This is a genomic window from Bacillus sp. FSL R5-0820 (genome assembly GCF_038593385.1).
Classification (GTDB): Bacteria; Bacillota; Bacilli; order Bacillales; family Bacillaceae; genus Bacillus; species Bacillus altitudinis.
Window position 1 is genome coordinate 3,270,686 of sequence record NZ_CP151991.1, and the last position, 24,737, is coordinate 3,295,422.

Here is a 24,737-nt window from a genome sequence, read left to right on the forward strand (position 1 = left end):
TGGTAAAAAATAACATCTATTATTACCTATTGTCATGAAATATAATCCACTCTACACTCATCGTTTTTTCACAAATATGGTAATATATATTACATCATTGATTGAATAAGAGGGTAAAAATGAATTTTATAAGCGATAAATCCATTAAAAAACTTCTCCATTCGTGGTATACAATGCTAAAACATCGACACTTTTCGAAGGCTGAAGAGATCAAAACGTCCTTAACCAAATATAAACGTAGATTGTCAAAGAAACAGGAGCTTCATTTACATTATCAGCTTATGCTTTTTCGCCATCAGCTCTGGATGAACCAAACAGAAGACTTAGAAAAACTGAAGCATGAACTCATGCTCCACAAAGATCGAATGAACGATCAACTACAATATTATTTTTACTTTTTTCTCGGTTTATACGAATCTTTGAAGAGCGATCAAAATGATGCCATTCATTATCTTGAAAAAGCAGAAGAGAAACTGCCCCTGCTAGACGATGAGCTAGAGGAAGCAGAGTTTCATTTCCGTACAAGTGGTGTTTATTATAACAACCGCTATTCACTGTTATCCATTCGACATGTTGAAAAAGCCATGAATATCTTTGCAAAGCACGGGGATATCCACAGCATTTATCGGTGCAAAATTGTGCTCGCACTTAACTTTAGTGACCAAAAAAAATATGAAGAAGCAGAAGCTATTTTTATTGAAATTATTGAATACGTGAAAATGATTGATGACCAAGAACTGCTTGGTATCGTGTATTATGACGCTGGTTTTATCAAGTCGAGACAGAATCGTCATAAGGAAGCACTAGAATACTTTAAAAAAGCGCTTCGGCTCCCAGCATACCGGAAGTCTGCCCACTCCTATGTATCGTGTCTCTATGAAACTGTGCGTTCCTGCTTTAAAGAGAATTTAACTGATGAAGGAATGAAATATATTCAAAAAGGGCTAAAAGAAGCCGTTGATGCCCAATTTGATCTATTAAGAATCAAGTTCCAAATTTTATTCCTTCTCTACAGCCAAACGCCCAAGGCAGATGAACAGATTGCTACACTCGTCACATGTCTTGAACGAAAAGAAGCCTGGATTGATCTTGAAGATCTGCTTGCAGATGTCTCAGATTTTTATAAAAAAAAGGGCGACTTTGAGCGAGCCGCCTTTTTTATCATGAGAGGCTGACATCCGCCTGCTCATTATCGAATGGTATTAATGAGTCCTAGCATCTGATCGCCCATCGTAATGGTTCTTGAGTTCATCTGATACGAACGCTGTGTTGTCATGAGGTCTGTTAATTCTTTAGACATGTCCACATTCGACGTTTCAAGTGCACCTTGCTGAAGTTGAATGGCCTGACGGTTTGCCCCATTCAGTGCCGTTAAAGCGCCTTGATAGTTGCCGTCGACTGAGAACAAATTTTCTCCTTCAGAGATGAGTGCTGAAGAATTATTCACTTGAACAACCCCAAGATTCACCTGCTGATTCGGTTGATTGCCTCGAGAAATAGCTGTAAGCCGGCCATTTTTATCGATAGAAATATCACGGAAATTCGCATTTAAGACAATCTCATTCCCGTTTTCGTCAAGAATCGGATGGCCTTCGCTTGTCACCAGCTGGACTTGATTCCGATTATTTCCTGGCTGTAAATAAAGAGAGCCATCTCTTGTATACCGGATGTTACCGCCAGCATTGACCTGCAAATACTGAGATGGCGCACCAAATGCAACATCAAGGTCACGGCCTGTTTCTTTAATAGACCCTTGCAATGAGTTAATGGATGCATTGACCATCGTACCAGTTCCAAGCCTTAAACCAGCAGGTGTCAGACGACTGTTTGCCACCTGCTCATTTTTTTCATCTACCTGATTAAACTGTTGTCTGACCAGCTCTGAAAAACGGGTGTTTTTCGCGCGATACCCTGTTGTTTCACTGTTTGCGATGTTATTACTAATGATATCAAGCTGCTTTTGCACCTCGTTCATCGACACAGCTGCATTGATCATCGTTCTAAGCATGAGAATCCTCCTCTCTCTTTCATTTCTTCATTAATACACTCTTCCGATTTCATTCACTGCTTTTTCTAAACTTTTATCATATGCCTGAACCACTTTTTGGTTTGTTTCAAATGCGCGGTAGGCTGTTGTCATTTCTGTATATGATTTCGTCACATCAACGTTCGACAGCTCTGATACACCTTGGCTTAATGTATAGGACATTTGACCGTTATTGACCGCACTTGGAAGAGGCTGGTTATCAGCTGTACGGTATAAATCATTTCCTTCACGCGCAAGGTTTCTTGTATCCATTGCAACACGTACATCAATTTGTCCAAGGTTTTGTCCGTTTTCACTCACGGTTCCATCTGCGTTCACTTTGAAATTCTCACTTTGAACGGTAATCGGCTGGCCCGTCACGGAAAGAAGGGCACGTCCATTGATCGTCAGCTGATTTTGATCATTCAATGTAATGGAACTGCTTTTCGTATAACGAACGCCTTCTGGTGTATTCACAGCATAAAAAAGCGCTGACTTTTGATTTGTCTCCGGGTTGATGGGTACATTATTTTCTACTAATGCGATATCAGTTGTTTGATCCGTTGTTTTTAATGTTCCTTGTGTAAATTGGGGAATCAATTCCTGCATGTATGTTCCCGTATTAATTCCGCCAATCGCCGTTTGCTGCGGGATACTAAAGCCTTTGCCTGAAGATGTTTGGAAACGTCCTGATTCCATTCGGCTTAGCAACATTTCTGGAAATGCGCGCATGGCCCCTTCATCTGCTTTATAGCCTGGAGTATTCGCATTTGCGATATTATTTGAAAGCATTTCTGTCCGCCGCTCTTGAGCGATCATGGCAGATGTTGCGGTGTATAGTCCTTTTAACACGTGCTCACCTCATTCAAATTCTTTCACATGACCTAAAATCATCAGTACACAATCTTCTATGAAATATATCGGCATATTGGCAGGCTTCTTTAATAAAAATCCCCCATTCTTTCTAAAAAGAATGAGGGAAATCATTAGCTGAGTTTACGCTTTGGCAGCTTGTCCATATTATCAAGCATCACGCCAGTACCAACTGCTACACAATCCATTGGATTTTCTGCAACGAAAACTGGTACTTTCAGCTCTTCTGCAAGCAATTGATCAAGCCCGTTTAGAAGCGCTCCGCCACCAGTAATGATGACGCCGCGGTCAATGATATCAGCTGATAATTCAGGTGGTGTTCTTTCAAGAACTTGTTTCGCAGCCTGAACAATGGCAGATACAGATTCACGTAATGCTTCTTCTACTTCTTTGCTTGTGACGGTAATCGTTCTTGGTAATCCTGTCACCATGTCTCGTCCACGAATCGAAATCTCTTCGTGACGTGCGTCTGGGAATACCGTTGCAACTTGGATCTTAATGTCCTCTGCAGTTCGCTCACCGATCAACAGCTTGTACTCTTTTTTAATGTAGTTTAGAATTTCCAGGTCAAATTTGTCTCCAGCCATTTTAATAGAAGAGGCGGTTACAATGTCACCCATCGAGATGACAGCGATATCTGTCGTTCCGCCTCCAATATCTACGACCATGTTTCCACTTGGCTGAAAAATATCCATACCAGCACCAATTGCTGCTACTTTTGGCTCTTCTTCAAGAAATACATGCTTCCCGCCGCTTTTTTCAGCAGCTTCTTTGATTGCCTTCTGCTCAACAGATGTAATGTTTGTCGGGCAGCAGATGAGCATACGCGGCTTAGAGAACAGCCCTTTCACATTCAATTTGTTAATAAAATGCTTGAGCATCGCTTCAGTTACTTCAAAATCAGCAATTACGCCATCTTTTAATGGACGAATCGCAACAATATTCCCAGGCGTACGTCCAACCATACGTCTCGCTTCTTCTCCAACAGCTAATACTTTCCCGCTGTTTTTATCAAGAGCGACAACAGATGGTTCATTTAACACAATTCCTTTTCCTTTGACATGAATCAGTACATTTGCAGTACCAAGATCAATTCCAATATCCCTAGCAAACATCTATATATATCCTCCTTGAAAATCTGTTTCCATAGCAAATACCACATTCTGCCCTAATTATATATTCTATCATAATTTGCAGAAAAAAAGATATTTCTTTACAAAAGTCTTTACAAAATTTGTGGTTAGAAACTACCGATAAGAGGAAGATATATATATCATGTTTATGAACAAAGAACTAAAGCTTACTGTTTTACAGGCTCACCTTCTAAAATTTCTTCTTTTTTATACTTTAACTTTGTGGCTTCTCCCCCTCGCAGGTGACGGATTGATTTATGATAATCCAGTATCTCCTTCACTTCGTTAGCCAGATCTGGATTAATTTCTGGCAGTCTTTCTGTTAGATCCTTGTGTACAGTACTTTTAGAGACTCCAAATTCTTTCGCAATTACACGAACGGTTTTCTTTGTCTCCACGATATACTTTCCTATCTTGATTGTTCGCTCTTTGATGTAATCGTGCACACCACTCGACCTCCCTAAAATGGATGTGAGAAGTGTGAAATGAGATCCGTATCAATATTATCCATTTTCAGCGGCGCTTGTTCGTCTTAATTTCTCATCCATTAGGTAGCAAATGCCAAACACGATCCCTCACCTCAAACACTCTCTTTGTCAGGTTTGTAACAGTGTATTAGCATTGCATAGGGAATATGCTAAAAATGAAGATGGGACAAGGGATTTATCAGAAAAGACAAAACAAAAAATCATTTCGAGTGGCGAAAATTTTCACTTTACAAGCATCGGTGTAACACGTAAAATAGGAAAGGTGATTTTATTTACCTAGATAAATAATGAATAAAGGTGAGCCTATGGATACGTTAAACAGAGAGTGTTTACATCAAATACATCAAAGCGCGCGGCTGCTGTCTAAAAAAGCGAACGAAGCGCTTGCTGCTTATGACTTGTACATGTCCCAGTGGACTGTACTTTTTTGTTTGGATACATTCGGCCCTAAAACGCAAAAAGACATTTGGACCTATTTGAACGTCGAAGCACCGACGATTACCAGAACCGTGACGCGTCTAGAAGCAAACGGCTGGGTGAAACGAGTCCAAGGAAAAGACAAACGTGAGAATCTCATCGTCATGACAGACGATGCAAAAGCAAAGTTTCAAAAAATCAAACAGACGATGGAACAATTTGAAGAAGAATGTCTTTCAGATTTCACCTACGAAGAAAAACAACTCCTCCATACACTTTTACACAAATTATCAACTGAATAGGAAGTGACATACACCATGAACGAACGCATTTGGACAAAAGACTTTATCATGATTGTCCTGGTGAATTTATTTACATTCACCTCTTTTTATGCCCTTTTGACACTACTCCCCATTTACACAATGGATGAATTAAATGGAACAGAATCACAGGGCGGCCTCCTTGTGACGGTCTTCTTATTATCAGCAATTGTGACAAGGCCATTTTCAGGGGCCATTATTGAGAAATTCGGCAAGAAACGCATGGCGATTTTTTCTTCAACGGCTTTTGCCCTGCTCACTTATTTATACATTCCAATTGATCAATTCCAAACACTTCTCATGCTGCGTTTCGTGCAAGGAATCTTCTTCAGCATTTTGACAACCGTAGCAAGTGCCATTGCTGCTGATATGATTCCGAAACATAAACGAGGAGAGGGTCTTGGATACTTTGTGATGTCGATGAACCTTGCCGTGGTCATCGGTCCGTTTATCGCACTGAATCAAGTCGGAAAAGTAGGATTCCATTCTTTATTTCTGCTCTTTTCCATCATCGTCTCCATCGGCGCAGCTTTCACGATGCTGATTAGACAGCCAGAGCCTGAAAACGGCGGAAGTGTCATCTTTCGATTCACTTTTTCTCACCTGTTTGAAAAAGGTGCTTTAAAAACGGCAGCAGTTGGAATCATTATCTCCTTCTGTTACTCGCCGATCATTTCATTTATTTCAGTCTATGCCAATTCCCTGAACCTAATGGGTGCAAGCAGTTATTTCTTCATTGTTTTTGCAGCTGCGATGCTTGGATCACGTCCATTTACAGGAAGACTGTTTGACCGAGTCGGGCCTCATATTGTGATCTATCCATCGATTGCTCTCTTTGCGATTGGTTTATGGATGCTGACCGCTACCCAAACAGCCACCATGCTTCTTTTATCCGGCGCTGTCATCGGCCTTGGCTACGGCTCTTTGGTGCCATGTCTACAAACACTTGCGATACAGCACTCACCAGCACACCGTACAGGCTACGCCACAGCAACTTTCTTTACCTTGTATGATACGGGGATTGCCGCTGGATCCTTTGTCTTCGGACTGCTTGTCAGCTTCACAGATTTTTCAAATGTATATCTCATTGCTGGCGTTGTCGTGTTACTCAGCATGGGCGTTTTTTATTGGAGCGAACGAAAACCGCAAGAAGCAAAAGCACAAAAGGTTTCCCTATCAGAATAGGATACTGTTTTAAACTTCACTGAAAACATGCTAAAATATAGGATATTTCAAATGAACAGATAGGTCTTTTGAAAAATAGTTGGCGTTAAGCGAAAGTATAGGTGATGTTTTGAATTACGAATTGTTTAAAGTCATACACGGGATGGCTCATCATTCTGAGTTTTTAGATCAGGCCATGATTTTCATTACGAAAAAGGCCATTCTCGTATATGCCCTCGTCTTATTGATTTGTTGGTTTTTAGGTAATCACAAATTTAAGAAGCATGTCTTCTTTTCTGGTGTAACAGGCATCGTGGCACTCATCGTCAATTTTGCCATTACGCTGTTTTATTATGAAGAGCGGCCGTTTGTGGCGCACAAAGTCGACACACTCATCCCGCACTCAGCAGACGCTTCCTTCCCAAGTGACCACACAACAGGTGCACTGGCTCTTTCACTAGCCATTCGATCCCGTAATAAAAAACTCGGCAATATTTTGCTTGTTTTTGGATTACTGACAGGGTTCTCCCGCATCTGGGTCGGTCATCATTATCCATTTGATGTATTAGGCAGCTTGATCGTATCGATTGTGGTTGTCTTTATCATGAATAAATTATGGAAGTTCTTTGACTCTCCTATTGATCGTATCGTGACATTTTACGAGAACATTGTGGGCAAAATTTTCAGAAGGAAGCAAAAGGACCAAGGATCAGACCTGTCCAACTCTTAAGCGGCTTGCGATAAAGTATAGAAGACCTCTCTTCTACTTTATCCCAGTCGCTTTTTTCATTGTTTGTTTTCCTCTGACCATACTCGAAAAATAAAGGCTGACGCTAATGCCGACAAGAGAAATCATGATCAACGTCCAGCCTAATTGTTCAAAATGAGAACCTGCAATTTCCTCACCAAACAGCATGCCAAGCACAGCAGACGACAGAATAGAACCAAGGTACCTGCATGTTTGAAAAAGCCCAGAGGTCGTGCCAATCATTTGTTGAGGGCTCGCTTTTAACATCGCAGCTTGAAGCGCAACATTTCCAATCCCGTAACTGAGTCCAAGCAAAGCAAGAACCAGTCCTTTCCCCCAGAATGGCGCAGGAATAAAAAAGAAAGTCATGGCGGAAGCGCCGGCCAGCATGAGCACAGCACTTGCCAAAACAGGATGCCGTTCATCGCCGCGATCTACCCACTTGCCAGTCAGCGGCGATACCATAATGCTCACGCCAGACATGCAAAGCATAAAGAGACCCGTCATCTCCACACGCCAGCCCAATTCATCCTGAAAATAACTTGGCAAGCCAAAAAAGAGACAATAGAAGAAAATATTTAAAATGATAAATTGCACATACACAAGTGAAAGCCGTTTCTCCTGCCTGAACATCCGAATTTGGATAAATGGCTCATCCACCTGATGCTCCCACCATATAAAAGCACCCGCACTCACAAGACAGAGAATGCCCTGTACATACTGAATACCATCAGAAAGTGATAATAAAAAAGAAAGCAAAAGGACAATACAAACTGTAAATAGCAACATCCCTGGCAAATCAAGCTTTCGGACAGTGTCTCCTATACGCAATTTCTTCTTCTTCTCCTTAGGAAATAAGGAGAATCCTAGAAAAAAACTGATCAATATGAATGGCAGATTCACTAAAAAGATCGCCGGCCAGCTGCCGATCGTCATCAAAAACCCGCCAAGTGTCGGCCCGAGTGCTGTCATCGCTGAAGCAAAGATGGACAATACCGCTAAAGCAGAAGCTTGTCGTTCCTTCACATGATCCCGAATCAGTCCAACACCTGAAGGATAGATCGCACTGCTTCCAATCGCCTGAAGAAGCCGGATCACAATCAGCACCGCAAAAGTCGGGGCAAACGGCGCACAAATGGCTGAGACTGCCACTAGAACTAGTCCAAATAAAAATAAGGTTCTCCGGCTCATCACATGATCTCCAATTCGTCCACTCACCGGCTGCGTGACCGCGCTGGCCAAATAAAAGGTTGAAATGAGCCAAGATACCGTCGTAAACGACAAACCGAACTCATGCTGAATTTGATGCAAGGCTAAAGAAATCATTGAGGAATTCAATGGATTTAACATCGTGCCAAAAGCAATCGCCGTTAAAAAGACTTTTCGGTTGTTTTTCCATTTGATCATACACCCGCCCCCTTCTTTTGACATACACGTTCTTTTTTGTCTATCTCCTCGTTATTATGAGATTCATTTCCCTTTTTTACCCTAATCAATTCAAGTTCTCTCTCCGAAAAGCAAGACATACATTTTAAAAAGGGCAAGTGTTGGAAAAGCGCATATAAAATTGAGAATATGAGGAACAAATGGTAAGATGCTACACATATTTAAAAGCCTACTTTCTCCTTATACGGAGAACGGCTGAAAAGGAGGAGAAGCTTATTATTAAAAAAAGACGGTTTTGGGTCCCAGCCCTTTTCTCGGTTGCAGTATTACTTCTGTCTTCGTGTGGTTCAAATGAAACAAATGGGAACGGAGATAAACGTAATTCTACAGCGAAAGGGTCGCCGATTTTGGAGGATGGGAAATTTATTTTTGCAGCATCAGGTGAATTCCACCCATTCAGTTACATGGATGGAAACCAGATGTCCGGCTTTGATATTGATGTCGGCAACGCGATTAGTGACAAGATGGGCCTCGAGCCTGTACAGAAAAAATATAAATTCGCAGGCATCGTCGAAGGCGTCAAAGCAGGTAAATTTGATGCCGCCATTGCAAGTCATACCATCAACGAGGAACGAAAAAAACACGTCCTTTTTTCTCAACCGTATTACTACTCCGGTCCGCAAATCTTCACAAGACCCGGCGCAAACATTCACAGTGCAGATGACTTAAAAGACAAGGAAATCGCTGTCTCTAAAGGTTCGTCCTATGCGGATATTGCCAAAGAACATAGCGGGCAGGAACCAAAATATTACGACAGTGATGTTGTCGCTTTAGAAGCACTAGCCAACGGCAAACACGATGCGGTCGTCACTGATTTTGCCACAGGTGCAGAAGCCATGAAGAAAAAACTTAAAATTGAAGCACAAGAAAGACTCGGGCAAAGTGAGCAAGCAATCGCTGTCTCTAAAGACAATAAAGAGCTCATGAAAGAGATCAATGATGCGATTGATGCACTCAAAAAAGACGGAACATTAAGACAAATTAGCGAAAAGTATTTTGACGAAGATATTACCGTCAAACAGGATTAAAACCACGATTGTGCGCCTTTCTCTAGGCGCACTTTCTTCAAATGGAGATGATTGTTTTGCCTACCTTATCACACTTTTTTCAAACGCTGATTGATTCTAGAGGCGTTTTCTTAGAAGGAATGCTGCTCACCTTACAACTCACTGTCATCAGCATTTTCATCGGCATGTTCATCGGGCTTTTCTTTGCCTTACTAAAAATATCCCGCGTGGCCGTTTTCGGTTATATCGCAAATGCCTATATCTTCCTTGTACGCGGAACACCACTCATTGTGCAGATTTTTATCCTGTATTTTGGGCTTACAGAATTAAATATACCAGACTTTTGGGCAGCCTCTATTGCGCTTGCCTTCCATAACGGTGCCTATATAGCAGAAATATTTAGAGGTGCGATTCAATCAATCGATCAAGGTCAAAAAGAAGCAGGACGTTCTCTTGGCATGGGGCGATTTCTAACCATGAGACGTATCATTCTCCCGCAAGCGATGCGGCGTGCCCTTCCCCCTCTTGGCAATCAATTTATTATCGGCTTAAAAGATTCATCACTTGCCGCCTTCATCAGCGTCAATGAACTCTTTAACATAGCCACCACTCAAGGTTCCAACAGTTTTGACAACATGACGTACTTACTTGTCGTGGCTGTCTATTACTTAGTTCTTGTCCTGCTGTTAACATTCGCTGTGCAAACCGTTGAGAAGAAACTTTCAATCAGTGATCATTAGGAGGAGAAGCATGACAGAATCAAAAGAGATCATTCGTGTTGAAAAACTGAATAAATACTTTGGAGAGCTGCATGTCTTAAAAGATATCGATCTCACTGTATATGAAAATGATGTCGTCGTCTTAATTGGTGCAAGCGGCTCTGGGAAAAGCACCTTGCTCCGTTGTATGAATTTTTTAGAAATAAAAAATGACGGTCAGATCATCATTGATGGCAGTCCCGTTCATCCAAAACGAGATCAATTAAACGAAATGAGGCAGAAAATAGGCATGGTGTTTCAGCATTTTAATCTCTTTCCGCACAAAACCGTGCTTGAAAACATCATCGAAGCACCAGTCATGGTGAAAAAAACAAAGAAAGCACAAGCGATAACTGAAGCCAATGTCTTATTAGAGAAAGTCGGACTAGCGGATAAAGCAAAAGTGTACCCTTCAAAGCTATCAGGCGGTCAAAAACAGCGCGTTGCCATCGCACGAGCTCTCGCCATGAAGCCCGATGTCATGTTATTTGACGAGCCTACTTCTGCGCTGGACCCAGAGCTTGTAGGCGAAGTGCTGCAAACCATGAAAAGTCTTGCCAAAGAAGGCATGACAATGGTCATCGTCACTCATGAAATGGGCTTCGCAAAAGAAGTAGCTGACCGAGTTGTTTATATGCATGAAGGACGAATCGTCGAACAAGGTACCCCATCAGAATTATTTGATTCTCCTCAAGAGGAGCGAACCAAATTGTTTCTCAGTTCGATTTTATAGGTCAAACGCCCTTTATTTTTCGTGATTCATGCACGTTTATTCTCATTTTTTACGAACTTTTCATCCATTTATATTGATAATGACCAAAAACCATGTTAGATAAACTTACATGAATATGTTATATATGACTTTTCTCTCTATAATGAAGAATTAAGAAATCTATTAATTCTGAATGATTCGGGGGAATGCAGCATGCAAATGGGTGATACAGTATTTATGTTCTTCTGCGCACTACTCGTGTGGTTAATGACACCGGGTTTAGCCTTATTCTACGGAGGACTTGTGAGAAGTAAAAACGTGTTAAGTACGACAATGCACAGCTTAACCTCACTAGCCATTGTCTCTATCGTCTGGATCGTGTTTGGCTATTCACTGGCCTTTGCGCCAGGCAATGCATGGATTGGAGGCTTTGACTGGGTTGGACTAAAAGGCGTTGGCTTTGAACCTGGTTCATATAGTGATACAATTCCACATTCATTGTTCATGATGTTCCAAATGACCTTTGCCGTCCTCACAACAGCCATTATCTCTGGTGCCTTCGCTGAACGTATTCGTTACTCAGCGGTGGTCGTGTTTACACTCCTTTGGGTCACATTTGTATACGCTCCAGTCGCACACTGGGTATGGGGCGGCGGCTGGATTGGAGAAATGGGAGCACTTGACTTCGCGGGTGGAAACGTCGTCCACATATCATCCGGTGTGGCTGGTCTAGTCGTAGCCATTGTTCTCGGGAAGCGAAAAGAAGCGGCAAGTTCTTCTCCGCATAACTTGATCTACACACTTCTTGGTGGAGCTGTGATTTGGTTTGGCTGGTTTGGGTTTAACGTAGGAAGTGCCCTCACATTAGATAGTGTCGCCATGTATGCCTTTATTAACACCAATACAGCTGCTGCTGCAGGAATCATCGGCTGGCTGTTAGTCGAATGGATGATCAACAAAAAACCAACGATGCTAGGTGCAATCTCTGGAGCCATTGCAGGCCTAGTAGCGATTACACCTGCCGCAGGCTTTGTCACACCATTCGCTTCGATCATCATCGGAATCATCGGCGGGATCGTTTGTTTCTGGGGCGTCTATTCACTCAAAGCCAAGTTCGGCTATGACGATGCACTGGATGCATTCGGTCTCCACGGAATCGGCGGTACTTGGGGAGGCATTGCTACAGGCCTTTTCGCCACTACATCTGTCAATGATGGCGGAGCCAACGGCTTATTTTATGGCGATCCAAGCTTACTTTGGAAACAAGTTGTCGCCATCGTGGCCACATACGTCTTTGTTGCAGTTGTCACATATGTGATCATCAAAGTCGTCAACATCTTCTTCAAGATTCGCGCAACTGAAGAAGAAGAATCAGTCGGTCTTGATTTAACGATGCACGGCGAAAAAGCATATCAAGATTAAAGAAAAAGGGGTGTCTCTATGAGCAAAATGTATAAAGTGGAGATTGTCACACGTCCAGCTAATTTTGAAACATTAAAGGTGGAGCTTGGAAAGATTGGTGTCACCTCGATTACCTTTTCCAATGTGCACGGCTGCGGATTACAAAAGGGACATACGGAACTATACCGTGGCGTCAAAAAGGAAAGCAATGTGTACGAACGTTTAAAGATCGAAATCGTCTTAAGCAAAGTACCTGTTGAACAGGTCGTGGAAACGGCTCAAAAGGTACTTCGTACAGGAGAACCAGGGGATGGGAAGATTTTTATATATGAGATAGAAAATACAATCAACATTCGGACAGGTGAAGAAGGACCTGCCGCCTTATAGCATCCCTCCGCCATATGGCGGAGGTTTTTTTAAAGAGAAAAAAACCTCTGTGCATTTATCTACACAGAGGATCTGACATGACATTAAGATTGTTTTGTTTCTTCTGACTGACTGCGGTCTTTAGAGGAATCTGAAGACTTTTCTTGATCAGAGGATTTCCCCTTCTCATCAGACTTATCTTCAGATTTTTCTTCAGTCGGCTCTTTTGCCTTATCGTCAGCAGCAGGTTCCTTCATTTTGTCATCAGCTTTTGGCTGAGCAGGTTCTTTTGCTTCTTCCGTCACTTCTTGCGCTGCTTTTTCAATGGAAGAAACAGGCTTATCAATGAAGCTAAGTGGATTAAGCGCTAAACCTTCCATACGAATTTCAAAGTGAACATGGTTGCCGCTTTCAGCACCATATAGATTCTTACCAGAAGCCCCGATGACATCATTCTGTTTCACTTCATCGCCTTCTTTTACACTCACTTGAGACAATGATTGATAAACAGTAGACAATCCATCTTCATGTTCAATTTCAACAACGTGACCGAGAACTGGATCTTTTTTCGCCTGAACGACTGTTCCACTAAGAGCAGCTGTGACATCAAACACTTTGCCATCTTTATCTGCAAGATCAATACCTTTGCTTAAGGTATAGGTGTTATTATAGTTTACAAGTGCTGCTTCTTTTTCTTTTTGATCAGCATCTGCTTCATAGAACTTTTTCACGACAGAAACATTCTCAGAATTCTGGACCGGCATAGCAACATTTTCAATTGGCTTTCCAACTTCAACGGCATCATCACGCTGTTCTTGTCCTGTTTGATTTCCATCAGATAATTGGTCTTTCACATCTTTCGATACAGCTTGATACCAAAGAACGGCTGTTAACACGACCGCTGCGCTGACCAAGTAAATAGCAGGGAATACCCAGCGCTTACGGAAAAATTGCTGAACTTTTGTGATTTTGGAAGTACGTTTCTTTTCTTCCTCTCTCATTTTTCATCACCTCAGCAACATTCTGAACACTTTTCAAAAAATATATACACACGAAATCATTTTTCTTTTTATTTTGCGCAATCGCATCAATAATATGTATGATGAATGAAAAAAGATGGGGGTACATATGGTGAAAACTTTCAACCGCATGGCAACAGAAGATGACCTCAAAGAGATCGTCGATATCTACAATTCAACGATTGCTTCAAGAGAAGTAACGGCCGATACAGAACCTGTTACAGTAGAAGACCGCCGTCAGTGGTTTTTGAATCATTCAGAGAAACGTCCTCTCTATGTGAAAACAGATGAGGAAGGAAATATCTACGGCTGGCTCAGTTTTGAAACGTTTTACGGGAGACCTGCATACAACGGTACTGTTGAAATGAGTATTTACTTGAACCAAAACTATCGAGGAAAAGGTTTAGGGTCACTGTTCTTACAAGAGGCGCTCGAATTGGCACCCTCATTAGGCATCCGAACGTTACTTGCCTTTATTTTCGGCCACAACGAAGCCAGCATCAAATTATTTAAGAAGCACGGATTTGAGACTTGGGGACATTTGCCACGCATCGCAGAAATGGACGGCAATCGGTACGACTTAGATATTTTAGGAAAAGAATTATAAACTGAGCGTCTCTTGAAGAAAGAGACGCTTTTTTTATGAAGCATGCACCAACTGCTCAAATTGCTTCGCATTTTGAAGCGATTTTCTTTTCAGAATGATACCATGTTCATCAATCAGAAGCGCTTGCGGAACAACTGTTACTCCATACAACTCCATAATTTGTGATGAGCGCATATAAACAGCTTGCTCCGGCAGCAATTGAAGAAGCGAGGCATCATCGGCTTGTTCATCTCCATTAATAACAATCACATGAGCATCATCATGTGAAGTTTGAGGCTGCACATCAGACAAAATACTTTTACAAGTCATACAAGTAGAATTCACAAATAACAGCATCACAGCTCGCCCATTTTGCAAATACTCCTTCAAGATCACCTTTTCACCTACATGCGAATAACTGCGAAATAACGGAGCCGGGTCACCAATATCCGCTTCCTTCAATTCAATTCCATCAAGAGATTTTATTTTATTCATAAATCTCCCGATAAAACGGGCAAGCAAAAACACGACAGCCAGCTGGGCAATGACAATTAATAACACAATGATTAATAAAATATCTGTCATTTCATTTTATCTCCTTCTATAATTGATCCATCTGCAAGCTGGAATGAGTCGATCCACTTTCGCTTCAATAGCACAATTTCTTGGCTGACCGCTATGATCAAACAGACAGCCGCTGCAATGAGAAAACAAATCATTTTCAACCGCAATGAAATCATTTCAACACTAGGATGTACATAAAATAACCCTGCCACAAGAGTAAGCATCAGCAGATTACGAATCACAATCCCCCAATGCAGGCGATCATTTTCCAGTAATCCTCCACAACCGCACGAAATATCACGATGCCCCCTCATTAAATTGAACGTAACCGCTCCAGAGTAAATACATAACAGAGCTGTAAGGCCCACTGCAGGCAGGACAGACATGTTCCATATAAACAAATGAATCGTACAAACCAACTCAATCAACAAAAATACATAAAACATGGGTGCCGCGAAAGAAGGCGGCAGCAGCCGATAAGCATTGATCTGCTGGACATGTGCCTTCTGTTTCCTTGCTTTATCCAGCCATGCACCTGCAAAAATGATTCCTAGTAAATAGACTCCTATGAAATAAAAGACACTCACCTTACACCATCTCCTTTTGTTGAAATAGTTGAGATTGTGCCTCGTATAGCCTTCTGTATTCTCCGTGTAATGCCATCAGTTCATCATGGTTGCCCTCTTCAATGAAAGCACCATCTTTCATGACGATGATACGGTCTGCTAAGCGGGCCGCTCCCATACGATGTGTAATAAACAAAACACCTTGATCCTGCGTATGATCGAACAACTTTCGAATGAGTGAGATCTCCGACAATGGATCGAGAGCAGAGGTCGGTTCATCTAAAATAATAAAATCACTTTCTCTAAAGAAGGTTCTCGCCATCGCAAGCTTTTGCCATTGTCCGCCAGACAATTCATGTCCCTCTTCAAAAAAGCGACCTAGCTGCGCATCATATGTGTCTTCCATTTCATTAATTCTTTTCTCTATACCTGCTTGACGGGCGGCTGAAATCAACCGCTCTTCCTCTTCTATATCATCAATACGGCCAAACCCTATGTTTTCTCTCACAGTGAACTCGTACTTCATAAAATCTTGAAAAAGAACAGCCATTCTCGCATGATAGGTCTTTTTATGGATGGTGGAAATATCCTCTCCATTGACTTTGTGCATATTCTGTTGATCTGGATCGTATAAGCCGGTTAAACATTTGATTAAAGTGGTTTTACCGGACCCATTATCTCCTACTAATGCAATTCGTTCACCTTTATTCATATGAAAATGAATATGCTCAATCGCTGGTTTTTTCATATTCGGATAAGTAAAAGAGAGATTGTCTAATGTAATGGACTGGATATGCTCAATTCCCTGAAGCGACGCTGCCTCTTCCGTCTGTTCATGCATTTCCTCTTCTCTCTTTTGAAAAGCTCTCATTTCATCAACATATAGGCTCGTTTCATATAAACTAGAACATTCCCTCGTTAAATCTTGAAACCCACTTTGAATGTTTTGTACAGCTTGTAGCACTGCAACAAACGTACCCGCAGCTAATTTTTTTTGAAAAATAAGAAAGACAATCAATAAACCACAGCACACATAGGCCAATGTCATGAGCAACCCGCCTGCCATCTCCCAGCGCACTTGGCGTTTCAGCAAATTATATTTTTCATCTGCACTTTTAATGTAGTGACCTCTCCACTTTTGAAGAAGATAATTCCCTATTCCATATAAACGAACTTCCTTTAAAGAATCTCGCTGTGCGACGAGATCAGATACATACATTTCTCTTCGATCATTAGCCGTTAACAAACGATTTAATCGATAACGTGCGCCTCCAAAGAAAAGTTCAATCCATAATACAGGCAAGGTAAACAAGAACAATATGACCGCTAAGCCCCAATGAATACCGATCATATAAATAAGAAGTGATACAACAGTAATCAACGCGCTCATCATTGTAAAAATACTTCTCACCATACTGAGAACATGCTGATGACTGTTCATCACACGTTGACTTTCATTGTAAAAGGACGGGTGCTCAAACGTAATAAACGGCAGTCTTATCGCTTTTTGAAGCAATTCACCTTTCAAATGCAGACCAATCAGATTTGTCGCTTTCTGTTGACTAAGCTGAAGAATGAATTGAAGTCCATATCCTAAAATCACAATGACCATTTGCAGTCCAAATAACCACAAAACCTTTTGGATGTCACCTGAAGACGTCATAAATAAAATAATTTCATTAATCAAAGTTTGAATAATCCAGACACTAGCCAAAGGCATAAAACCAACGATCACTTGAATGAACAAAGTTAAAAGAAGATAAGAACGACTTTTTTTCCAAGTATAGGAGATTGCATATAAACAATGGTTCACTGTACTCATGAGATGCTCCACCTTACACCATTTAGTATAATTGACATATTTTTGATATTTGTAATATGATAGCTTTGCGTAACTTCACTTTGAGAGGACGATATACGATGAATTCAATTTTTCTTATACAGCTCGCTCTTATGATTTGCAGTCTTCTATTAACGGCTGGAATTATCATCTATTTAAAACAACAGATGCAGCTTATCATCTTACCTATAGAACACGTGGGGCAGAAACTTGCGCATCCACTTCTCGAACAGCCATCACCCATTCACATGAATGATCTGCTGCAAACAAATCGTACACAACAATTACTGATCTTCACTGACACAGCATGTCCGCACTGCATTCCATCACTCGAACAATTCCTAGAAACAAAAAAGCAGCGTAAACTAAACGTTTCATTGAGTATTTTGTTGAAAAACGGGCAAAAAAAGGACCAAGAATTATATCGTGATAACGAAACAAACTTGCGAATTATTCTGGTAGACGAACAATTGATAAACGCATTCCAAATTCAGGAGTTTCCGTTCTACATCATGGTAGAAGACAATGATACCATCTCATATGCAGCACCTTTTCCAGACGGTCTTTATTCAAGACTAGCTGCAAACTAAAGATAAATGAGGCATGTGAAGAGCATCAAACACATGCCTCATTTTTTATTACTGTGAATTTGGCTGAACATCCTTCCCTTTTTCCTCTGCAGCGATTTCATTAGCTTCGCTTGAAGCGGATGTTTGTTCCTCAGCTTGTTCAAACTCACTGCGAGCTTCATTTGAAATGTCAACTTGATCACCGTGCTGATTCACAGTAACGGAAGAAGACCCCTCTTTTTGAACCTCTTTCTCTAGTTCCTTTAATTTAGAAACATGAAGCTCTAAATCTTTTCCTTGCTGAACTAAAGTCAGTTGTTGAAATAACGCCTTTCTCTCTTCTGGAGAATGGTCGCCTTGAACAATTTGCGCTGCTTGGGTCAAAAAAGAATTTGATGTATGGCCAGCTTGACGCTTATTTGACGTCTGCATAGCATTTGTTACTAATGAAATTGGAGTTATGCTCATGCGTTCACACCCTAATAAATAAGATACTTAAATTTAGCAGCCACATTTAACGCGTTCTTGGCTAGTACAAATCTCACCTGTGTCACGATCCACATAGTAACGGAAAGTTCCAACGCCTTGAAGGAAACAAGTTGGTGCTGATTGGCAAGAAGTTACCAATCTTTGCAAAATACATCTAGCAGCTGCAGGTTGAACATTGGTCATTTTGTTTAAAATTCGATCTAACATATGAATTCCACCTTCCAATTTTTATGGTAATACAATACAATAATAACCAATTGATAGACAACTAACAACATATTTTGATAAATTTTCTAATTACTTCAAACTACTTTTCTTATTTATGACAAAATTTTTCGATTATAATTGTAGTAATTGTTACTTTTTTCTTATTCGAAAATAATTTATTTATCCATAAAAAGTAAATAAAAGATAGAAATAAGGTCAATTCACTCTTCCTAAAGTACTACTTGCTCAAGTATGATATAGAGTGAATACATAAAGGAGTGAACACAATTGCAACAAACTGAGAAAATCATTCAATCTCTTCATTCAATAACAAAGTGGGGAAAGGTTGGGAGCATCTTTCTTTATATTTCAGGTGGTCTATCCATCCTCAGTGGATTTTGGCTTGTTCTTCCTGCTGCCATTGGCGTTTTTTTGATTATGATGGGAATTCATGTCCAAAAATCCGTGAAAGCAGCTGAACAATTGATTCAAGCGTCTGATACTTCTTACGAAGAATTATTGGAACAATATGCTAAGATGATGAAAATGCAGACACTTTTTGCCATTTCAAGTATTGCCGCAGTTATTCTCTCATTCATCGCTATCGTTTTGATGTTTATACTAGGCGGGCTAGCCTTTCTCCAAGAGCTTCCTACCGATGTCCAACAGTACGAAGATTATTACGAAGAAGAACTTGGTGACTTTTATTAATAGAAAGGGGTATCAATAAAATGCGATACCCCTTTTTTATTTGAGTTGGCATAGCCTTGATACTAAACTTGACAATCAGCCTTTATCATTTTAAAATACAAATCGTAATCATTACGGAATAAAGGAGGGTTATAGCACTTATGCGCGTGAAAATCACCTTAGCCTGTACAGAAACAGGTGACAGAAACTATATCACTACAAAAAATAAACGAACGAACCCAGACAGATTGGAGTTAAAAAAATATTCTCCACGATTAAAGAAATACACCCTTCATCGGGAAACAAAATAATTTTTGGGATTCAAATCGTAACAATTACTATTTAAGCGAGGCGGCATACAAAATGATTATGTTCAAAAGGACTAAACCAAATGGATAAGAGAATACCTGTCACAGTTCTAAGCGGCTTTTTAGGAGCTGGAAAAACCACGATATTAAATCATGTTCTACAGAATCGTAAAGGGCTAAAAGTAGCTGTTATTGTCAATGACATGAGCGAAATAAATATTGATGCAGAATTAGTTAAGCAAGGCGGAGAACTCTCTCGATCAGATGAGAAACTGGTTGAACTATCTAATGGTTGTATTTGTTGCACATTGAGAGAAGATTTATTAATTGAAGTAGAACGCCTTTGTAAGGCTGGGAATATCGATTATATTGTCATTGAATCTACAGGTATTAGTGAACCAATTCCTGTCGCTCAAACTTTCTCTTACATTGATGAAGAAATGGGCATAGATTTGACACGTTTTTGCAGATTAGACACGATGGTAACGGTGGTAGATGCAAACCGTTTCTGGACAGATTTCCAGTCAGGAGAAAGTTTATTGGATCGTAAAGAAGCAGTTTCAGATGATGATGAACGAGAGATTTCCGATTTACTTATTGATCAAATTGAATTTTGTGATGTGCTCATTATCAATAAATGTGATCTTGTATCAGCATCAGAACTAGATCGGCTTGAGCACGTGTTAACCAAACTTCAACCAGAAGCAGCCATTATTAGAACCTCTAAAGGTAACGTACAGCCTAGTGATATTTTGAATACTGGTTTATTCGATTTTGAAAAATCTAGTGCTTCTGCGGGCTGGATCAAAGAAATTAATGCTGGACACTCTCAGCATACGCCTGAAACAGAAGAATACCAAATCTCATCTTTTGTTTATGAAAGAAGGCTTCCTTTTCATACTGGCAGACTGAATGCATGGTTAGATCAAATGCCAGAGCAGATTGTTCGAGCGAAAGGATTTACATGGCTAGCGACACATCATGATTTAACCATTTTAATTTCACAAGCCGGAAAATCTGTTGCAATTGAACCAATCGCATACTGGATTGCTGCCTTGCCTGAGCAAGAACGATCACGGATCTTAAATCAGGAACCAGAAATTTTAGATGAGTGGGATGCAGAGTTTGGTGATCGACATACAAAACTTGTCTTTATCGGTGTAGATTTACCTAAAGCAGATATTATTCGTACACTAGATCAATGCTTACTCACACCTGAAGAATTTGATCAAGATTGGACAACGTTTGAAGACCCCTTTCAATGGAACATACACACTTAAACCAGGAGGGTTTTAAATGGCAAAGAAATCAAAAATAGCAAAAGAAAAAAAGCGGCAGCAGCTCGTTTTGAAATATGCACAATTAAGGAAAGAGCTAAAAGAAAAAGGTGACTATGAAGCTTTGCAGAAACTACCTAGAGACTCTTCACCCACTCGCTTAAAAAACCGCTGTGAATTAACTGGCCGTCCTAGAGGTTACTTGAGAAAATTTAAAATGTCTCGAATTGCTTTTCGTGAGCTTGCCTATAAAGGACAGATTCCAGGAGTGAAAAAATCGAGTTGGTAAAGATTGATTTGATCTTAGCATAGTTCCTGTAAATGTAAAGCAGGACAAAATGAATAAAAATCTTTTTTTCATCCTTACTCCGTCAATTTTGAGGTACAAAATAGCATTTTAAAAAAACAGCAGAATCTCTGCTGTTTTTTTATGGGGATGAGCTTATAGGAAAGATTGTCCTGATGTTAAAAGAAGATTTTCAACAGTGATTATAGCATTTTCTCTTCTTTTCAAAAATCGATGATCATGATACTTTGTTGTCATTACCCGCCGATGTAGGACATCTCAACTTTTTTCTGATCTTTCTTTTGCTCTCTCTCAGCTGAATATTGATCCTGTCTGTTTGACCAAAGTTCCTTCAATATGTTCACTAGATATTCATCATTTTCTGAATTACGGATGAATCGTCTCAGATCAAAACCCGATGATGCAAAAAGACAGGTGAATAATTCGCCACGTGCAGATAGTCTAGCTCTATTACACGATCCACAAAAAGCATCTGAAACGGAAGAAATAATGCCAATCTCTCCTGACCCATCCTCATAAAAATAACGCTTGGCTACTTCACCTTGATATCGAGGGGGTTCTGGTTTGATAGGGTATTTTGAATGAATTAGCTCCATAATCTCTTTTTTCGTCAATACATGCTTGAGATTCCATTTGTTCGTATTGCCAACATCCATGAATTCAATAAATCGTAGAATGTGTCCTTCTTTTTTAAAATAGGCTGCCATTGGTAAGATATCTTGATCATTCACACCTTTTTGGACAACCATATTGATCTTAATAGCAAGTCCAGCTTTTTTTGCAGCCTCTATCCCATCAAATACTTTTTGGATAGAAATGTGTCTTCCATTCATCTGCTTAAAACGATCTGGATTTAAAGAATCTAAACTAATGGTGACTCTATTCAGACCTGCTTTCTTTAGCTTATCTGCGTACAAAGGTAACAGCGTTCCATTGGTTGTCATCGCGATGTCTTCAATACCTGGAATTTTTGCGAGTTTTTCTATCAAAACGGGCAAATCTTTACGCATTAAAGGTTCACCACCCGTAATACGTAATTTCACCACACCTAATTCCTTTGCAAAAAGCGCAGCAAGTCGTTCAATTTCCTCAAAGCTAAGCAGCTCTTCTTTATCTAAAAAAGGATAATCTGGTCCAAAGATTTCAGCAGGCATACAGTACGTACATCTAAAATTACAGCGATCTGTTACGGATATTCTTAAATCGCGCAATGGTCGATGTCTTTTATCCAAAATACTGACCATACTTAGCCTCCTATTCTGTAATACGCTGATGATGAGTATAGATATTAAAAGATTCTCCTCTTACGAATCCAACTGTTGTTATATTTAATTCTTCTGCCATTTTAAGTGCTAACTCAGTAGGAGCTGATTTTGATATGACAATTGATACCCCTAATTTTGCTGCCTTCAACAGAACTTCAGACGATATCCGGCCGCTAAATACAAGGATTTTATCTCTCAGTGGGATTTTATGAAGTAAACAATATCCATAGATTTTATCCAACGCATTATGCCGTCCTATATCCGTCCTAGTGATGAATAGCTTTTCTGTATCACATAGTCCAGCATTATGGACACCACCAGTATGTTGAAATAACTGACTTTCCTCCTGTAAACATTTCATTAAATGAATACAAGTTTCAGCAGAAATACTGATTCGGTCAATGGCTGTTTTTGCCGTCTTCACATCTTGGAGAAAATAAAAATGTCTTCCTTTCCCACAGCAAGATCCGATCACTCGTTTTGTAAAATCTGAGGATTGGAACTGAGTTGAGTGATGTAAGTCAACATATGCAAAACCCATACTTTCATCTATTGTAAACCTTTTAATCTCTTTTTCAAATCGAATGACTCCTTCTGAAGCTAAAAAACCGATCACCAATTCTTTCAAATGATCCGGTGAACAAACGAGTGTGACAAACTCTTCACCATTCACCAGCACGGTTAAAGGGAATTCTTCTACAACTTCATCTGTTTTACATGTCATTTGACCACTGCGATATTGGTGTATGCGTCGTTTCGTTTTAACAGAAGGATTCATGATCTGATCTTCCTTTCAACACAAATTTAGTTATATGAACCAGACGAATTGTGATATTATTTTAAAAAGTCATAAAAATGTAACATATTTCTATCTTATCAAACTTTTTGTTTGCTTTATATGGAGGGAACACAATGAACAAAACAAAAAACCGTTGGCTTATCGCTACAAGTGCTGTGGGGATTCATTTATCTATCGGATCTGTTTATGCATGGAGTGTTTTTACGAATCCTTTACATCAAACCTTTCAATGGTCATTAACAGAAATAAGCCTGACATTTAGCATCGCTATTTTATTTTTAGGTTTATCGGCTGCCTTTATGGGGCATTTCGTTGAAAAGTATGGGCCGAGGGCATCAGGGCTCTTCTCAGCTATTTTCTTCGGCATTGGGATGACTGGATCAGGGTTTGCTGTTCACATGTCTTCATTACCTCTCCTCTATTTATTTTATGGTGTACTCGCTGGAATCGGATTAGGTGTAGGCTATATTGCACCAGTTTCAACATTAGTCAAATGGTTTCCAGATCGAAGAGGACTCGCAACGGGTTTAGCCATTATGGGTTTTGGATTTGCTTCTCTGATTTGCAGTCCCATTATTCAATTTCTCATTGAAAAAGTTGATATTGCAAATACCTTCTATATTCTCGGAATCTCTTATTTTATCATCATGGTCGTTTCATCTCTTTATTTATCACCACCAACACCTGATGATGTCAAACAATTTAACGTGCTAAAAACAAGCCAAAGGAAAATTCCTCAAGATTTATCACAGCTCACAGCAAATGAAGCCATTAAAACACGGCGTTTTTATTATTTGTGGGTCATGCTCTTTATTAATATTACATGCGGAATTGCCATTATTTCTGTAGCATCACCGCTTGCTCAAGAAAGTGTTGGTTTCACGGCCGGTGCAGCAGCTACTCTTGTTGGAATTTTAGGTGCCTTTAATGGGCTAGGACGGATCGGATGGGCGTCTTTCTCTGATTATATTGGAAGGCCAAATACGTATACGATTTTCTTTACTATACAGCTCATTGCTTTTCCCTTACTTCCCTACTTAAAAGATCCGCTCATCTTTTCAATCGTGATGGCGATCATTTATACGTGCTACGGAGGAGGGTTTGCTTCAATTCCAGCCTATATAGGAGATTTATTTGGTACGAAGCAGCTAGGTGCCATACACGGTTATATTCTCACCGCTTGGGCCGCTGCTGGTTTAGCAGGACCTTTATTTTCCTCCTTTATTCGTGACATTACAGGCAATTACACACAAAGTCTCATGGTCTTCTCTGGCCTATTTTTCATTGCGTTTATCATATCTCTTCTCATTCGGAAGGATATTAAACAACTTCGTGAATCAAATCTTACTGCTCCTTCTTCTGTCACGGTCCGCTCTTAATATGAATTTGACA

General features: G+C 40.2%; 28 protein-coding genes. 16 read left to right on the forward strand and 12 right to left on the reverse strand.

The genetic code is table 11. The features are described 5' to 3' along the window. The first annotated feature begins 119 nt into the window (after positions 1 to 119). A complete protein-coding gene (locus NST15_RS16895) occupies positions 120 to 1,175 on the forward strand; it encodes a tetratricopeptide repeat protein (protein ID WP_035389769.1) in 1,056 nt (351 codons plus the stop codon). A gap of 14 nt (positions 1,176 to 1,189) precedes the next feature. Here NST15_RS16895 and NST15_RS16900 read toward each other — a convergent pair whose 3' ends face one another. The 4 genes from NST15_RS16900 to spoIIID form a co-directional block, all read right to left on the reverse strand. After that, positions 1,190 to 2,008, reverse strand: a complete 819-nt coding sequence (locus NST15_RS16900; protein WP_007497568.1) for a flagellar hook-basal body protein — start codon at positions 2,006 to 2,008, stop codon at positions 1,190 to 1,192. Between the two features lie 30 nt (positions 2,009 to 2,038). Next, on the reverse strand, positions 2,039 to 2,878 hold the full coding sequence (locus NST15_RS16905; protein WP_017360018.1) for a flagellar hook-basal body protein: 840 nt from the start codon (positions 2,876 to 2,878) through the stop codon (positions 2,039 to 2,041). Positions 2,879 to 3,012: 134 nt separating this feature from the next. Continuing rightward, the gene (gene mbl, locus NST15_RS16910; RefSeq protein ID WP_007497573.1) at positions 3,013 to 4,014 is read right to left on the reverse strand and encodes a cell shape-determining protein Mbl; all 1,002 of its coding nucleotides are present in this window, start codon (positions 4,012 to 4,014) and stop codon (positions 3,013 to 3,015) included. Positions 4,015 to 4,199: 185 nt separating this feature from the next. Further along, positions 4,200 to 4,478 carry a sporulation transcriptional regulator SpoIIID gene (spoIIID, locus tag NST15_RS16915; RefSeq protein ID WP_008343327.1) on the reverse strand — a complete coding sequence of 93 codons (279 nt, stop codon included), beginning with the start codon at positions 4,476 to 4,478 and terminating at the stop codon, positions 4,200 to 4,202. A 347-nt stretch (positions 4,479 to 4,825) separates the two neighbouring features. On the opposite strand from spoIIID, the gene NST15_RS16920 reads away from it, so the two are divergent. From NST15_RS16920 to NST15_RS16930, 3 genes are all read left to right on the forward strand, one after another. Next, positions 4,826 to 5,239: a MarR family transcriptional regulator gene (locus NST15_RS16920; RefSeq protein ID WP_008343328.1), complete on the forward strand. Its 414-nt coding sequence runs from the start codon at positions 4,826 to 4,828 to the stop codon at positions 5,237 to 5,239. A 15-nt stretch (positions 5,240 to 5,254) separates the two neighbouring features. After that, positions 5,255 to 6,442, forward strand: a complete 1,188-nt coding sequence (locus NST15_RS16925; RefSeq protein ID WP_007497577.1) for an MFS transporter — start codon at positions 5,255 to 5,257, stop codon at positions 6,440 to 6,442. 109 nt (positions 6,443 to 6,551) lie between these two features. After that, positions 6,552 to 7,151, forward strand: coding sequence for an undecaprenyl-diphosphatase (locus NST15_RS16930; RefSeq protein ID WP_008343330.1), 600 nt, complete (start codon positions 6,552 to 6,554; stop codon positions 7,149 to 7,151). Positions 7,152 to 7,184: 33 nt separating this feature from the next. Here the strand turns inward: NST15_RS16930 and NST15_RS16935 are convergent, their stop codons facing one another. Next, complete coding sequence (locus NST15_RS16935) at positions 7,185 to 8,576, reverse strand: MFS transporter (protein ID WP_058213521.1); 1,392 nt, start codon at positions 8,574 to 8,576, stop codon at positions 7,185 to 7,187. Between the two features lie 179 nt (positions 8,577 to 8,755). Between NST15_RS16935 and NST15_RS16940 the strand changes: the two genes are divergently transcribed. The 5 genes from NST15_RS16940 to NST15_RS16960 all read left to right on the forward strand — a co-directional run bounded on the left by NST15_RS16940 (position 8,756) and on the right by NST15_RS16960 (position 12,880). After that, positions 8,756 to 9,643, forward strand: coding sequence for a transporter substrate-binding domain-containing protein (locus NST15_RS16940; protein WP_058213520.1), 888 nt, complete (start codon positions 8,756 to 8,758; stop codon positions 9,641 to 9,643). A gap of 41 nt (positions 9,644 to 9,684) precedes the next feature. Next, positions 9,685 to 10,362: an amino acid ABC transporter permease gene (locus NST15_RS16945; protein ID WP_081298176.1), complete on the forward strand. Its 678-nt coding sequence runs from the start codon at positions 9,685 to 9,687 to the stop codon at positions 10,360 to 10,362. 10 nt (positions 10,363 to 10,372) lie between these two features. After that, positions 10,373 to 11,113 (forward strand): amino acid ABC transporter ATP-binding protein, encoded by a 741-nt coding sequence (locus NST15_RS16950; protein WP_008343342.1) that lies wholly within the window; start codon positions 10,373 to 10,375, stop codon positions 11,111 to 11,113. A 192-nt stretch (positions 11,114 to 11,305) separates the two neighbouring features. Next, complete coding sequence (locus NST15_RS16955; RefSeq protein WP_008343343.1) at positions 11,306 to 12,514, forward strand: ammonium transporter; 1,209 nt, start codon at positions 11,306 to 11,308, stop codon at positions 12,512 to 12,514. An 18-nt stretch (positions 12,515 to 12,532) separates the two neighbouring features. Then, the gene (locus NST15_RS16960) at positions 12,533 to 12,880 is read left to right on the forward strand and encodes a P-II family nitrogen regulator (RefSeq protein WP_007497589.1); all 348 of its coding nucleotides are present in this window, start codon (positions 12,533 to 12,535) and stop codon (positions 12,878 to 12,880) included. 83 nt (positions 12,881 to 12,963) lie between these two features. On the opposite strand, the gene NST15_RS16965 is transcribed toward NST15_RS16960, so the two are convergent. Next, the gene (locus NST15_RS16965; RefSeq protein WP_008343344.1) at positions 12,964 to 13,860 is read right to left on the reverse strand and encodes a M23 family metallopeptidase; all 897 of its coding nucleotides are present in this window, start codon (positions 13,858 to 13,860) and stop codon (positions 12,964 to 12,966) included. A gap of 127 nt (positions 13,861 to 13,987) precedes the next feature. Here NST15_RS16965 and NST15_RS16970 point away from each other — a divergent pair, with 127 nt between their 5' ends. Beyond that, positions 13,988 to 14,485: a GNAT family N-acetyltransferase gene (locus tag NST15_RS16970; RefSeq protein WP_008343345.1), complete on the forward strand. Its 498-nt coding sequence runs from the start codon at positions 13,988 to 13,990 to the stop codon at positions 14,483 to 14,485. A 33-nt stretch (positions 14,486 to 14,518) separates the two neighbouring features. On the opposite strand, the gene NST15_RS16975 is transcribed toward NST15_RS16970, so the two are convergent. From NST15_RS16975 to NST15_RS16985, 3 genes are read right to left on the reverse strand one after another with little or no spacing between them, the layout of a single operon-like run. Continuing rightward, the gene (locus NST15_RS16975; protein WP_007497592.1) at positions 14,519 to 15,049 is read right to left on the reverse strand and encodes a thioredoxin family protein; all 531 of its coding nucleotides are present in this window, start codon (positions 15,047 to 15,049) and stop codon (positions 14,519 to 14,521) included. Further along, complete coding sequence (locus NST15_RS16980; RefSeq protein ID WP_058213518.1) at positions 15,046 to 15,615, reverse strand: MauE/DoxX family redox-associated membrane protein; 570 nt, start codon at positions 15,613 to 15,615, stop codon at positions 15,046 to 15,048. Before NST15_RS16980 ends, NST15_RS16975 begins: the two co-directional genes overlap by 4 nt. A gap of 1 nt (position 15,616) precedes the next feature. Further along, positions 15,617 to 17,416 (reverse strand): ABC transporter ATP-binding protein, encoded by a 1,800-nt coding sequence (locus NST15_RS16985; protein WP_058213517.1) that lies wholly within the window; start codon positions 17,414 to 17,416, stop codon positions 15,617 to 15,619. A gap of 98 nt (positions 17,417 to 17,514) precedes the next feature. On the opposite strand from NST15_RS16985, the gene NST15_RS16990 reads away from it, so the two are divergent. Beyond that, positions 17,515 to 18,024: a hypothetical protein gene (locus NST15_RS16990; protein WP_058213516.1), complete on the forward strand. Its 510-nt coding sequence runs from the start codon at positions 17,515 to 17,517 to the stop codon at positions 18,022 to 18,024. 48 nt (positions 18,025 to 18,072) lie between these two features. Here NST15_RS16990 and NST15_RS16995 read toward each other — a convergent pair whose 3' ends face one another. Continuing rightward, entirely contained in the window at positions 18,073 to 18,471 is a 399-nt protein-coding gene (locus NST15_RS16995) for a hypothetical protein (RefSeq protein WP_007497596.1), read from the reverse strand. A 516-nt stretch (positions 18,472 to 18,987) separates the two neighbouring features. Between NST15_RS16995 and NST15_RS17000 the strand changes: the two genes are divergently transcribed. The 4 genes from NST15_RS17000 to rpsN all read left to right on the forward strand — a co-directional run bounded on the left by NST15_RS17000 (position 18,988) and on the right by rpsN (position 21,263). Continuing rightward, on the forward strand, positions 18,988 to 19,410 hold the full coding sequence (locus tag NST15_RS17000) for a DUF5362 family protein (protein WP_058213515.1): 423 nt from the start codon (positions 18,988 to 18,990) through the stop codon (positions 19,408 to 19,410). Positions 19,411 to 19,550: 140 nt separating this feature from the next. After that, positions 19,551 to 19,700 (forward strand): 50S ribosomal protein L33, encoded by a 150-nt coding sequence (gene rpmG / locus NST15_RS17005; protein ID WP_003214771.1) that lies wholly within the window; start codon positions 19,551 to 19,553, stop codon positions 19,698 to 19,700. 80 nt (positions 19,701 to 19,780) lie between these two features. Next, entirely contained in the window at positions 19,781 to 20,977 is a 1,197-nt protein-coding gene (locus NST15_RS17010) for a GTP-binding protein (RefSeq protein WP_008343361.1), read from the forward strand. A 16-nt stretch (positions 20,978 to 20,993) separates the two neighbouring features. Next, positions 20,994 to 21,263 carry a 30S ribosomal protein S14 gene (rpsN, locus tag NST15_RS17015; RefSeq protein WP_008343369.1) on the forward strand — a complete coding sequence of 90 codons (270 nt, stop codon included), beginning with the start codon at positions 20,994 to 20,996 and terminating at the stop codon, positions 21,261 to 21,263. A 254-nt stretch (positions 21,264 to 21,517) separates the two neighbouring features. On the opposite strand, the gene moaA is transcribed toward rpsN, so the two are convergent. Then, the gene (moaA, locus tag NST15_RS17020; RefSeq protein WP_017360030.1) at positions 21,518 to 22,525 is read right to left on the reverse strand and encodes a GTP 3',8-cyclase MoaA; all 1,008 of its coding nucleotides are present in this window, start codon (positions 22,523 to 22,525) and stop codon (positions 21,518 to 21,520) included. 10 nt (positions 22,526 to 22,535) lie between these two features. Continuing rightward, entirely contained in the window at positions 22,536 to 23,324 is a 789-nt protein-coding gene (gene fdhD / locus NST15_RS17025; protein WP_017360031.1) for a formate dehydrogenase accessory sulfurtransferase FdhD, read from the reverse strand. 134 nt (positions 23,325 to 23,458) lie between these two features. On the opposite strand from fdhD, the gene NST15_RS17030 reads away from it, so the two are divergent. Then, on the forward strand, positions 23,459 to 24,724 hold the full coding sequence (locus NST15_RS17030; protein ID WP_008343374.1) for an OFA family MFS transporter: 1,266 nt from the start codon (positions 23,459 to 23,461) through the stop codon (positions 24,722 to 24,724). Positions 24,725 to 24,737 lie beyond the last annotated feature (13 nt).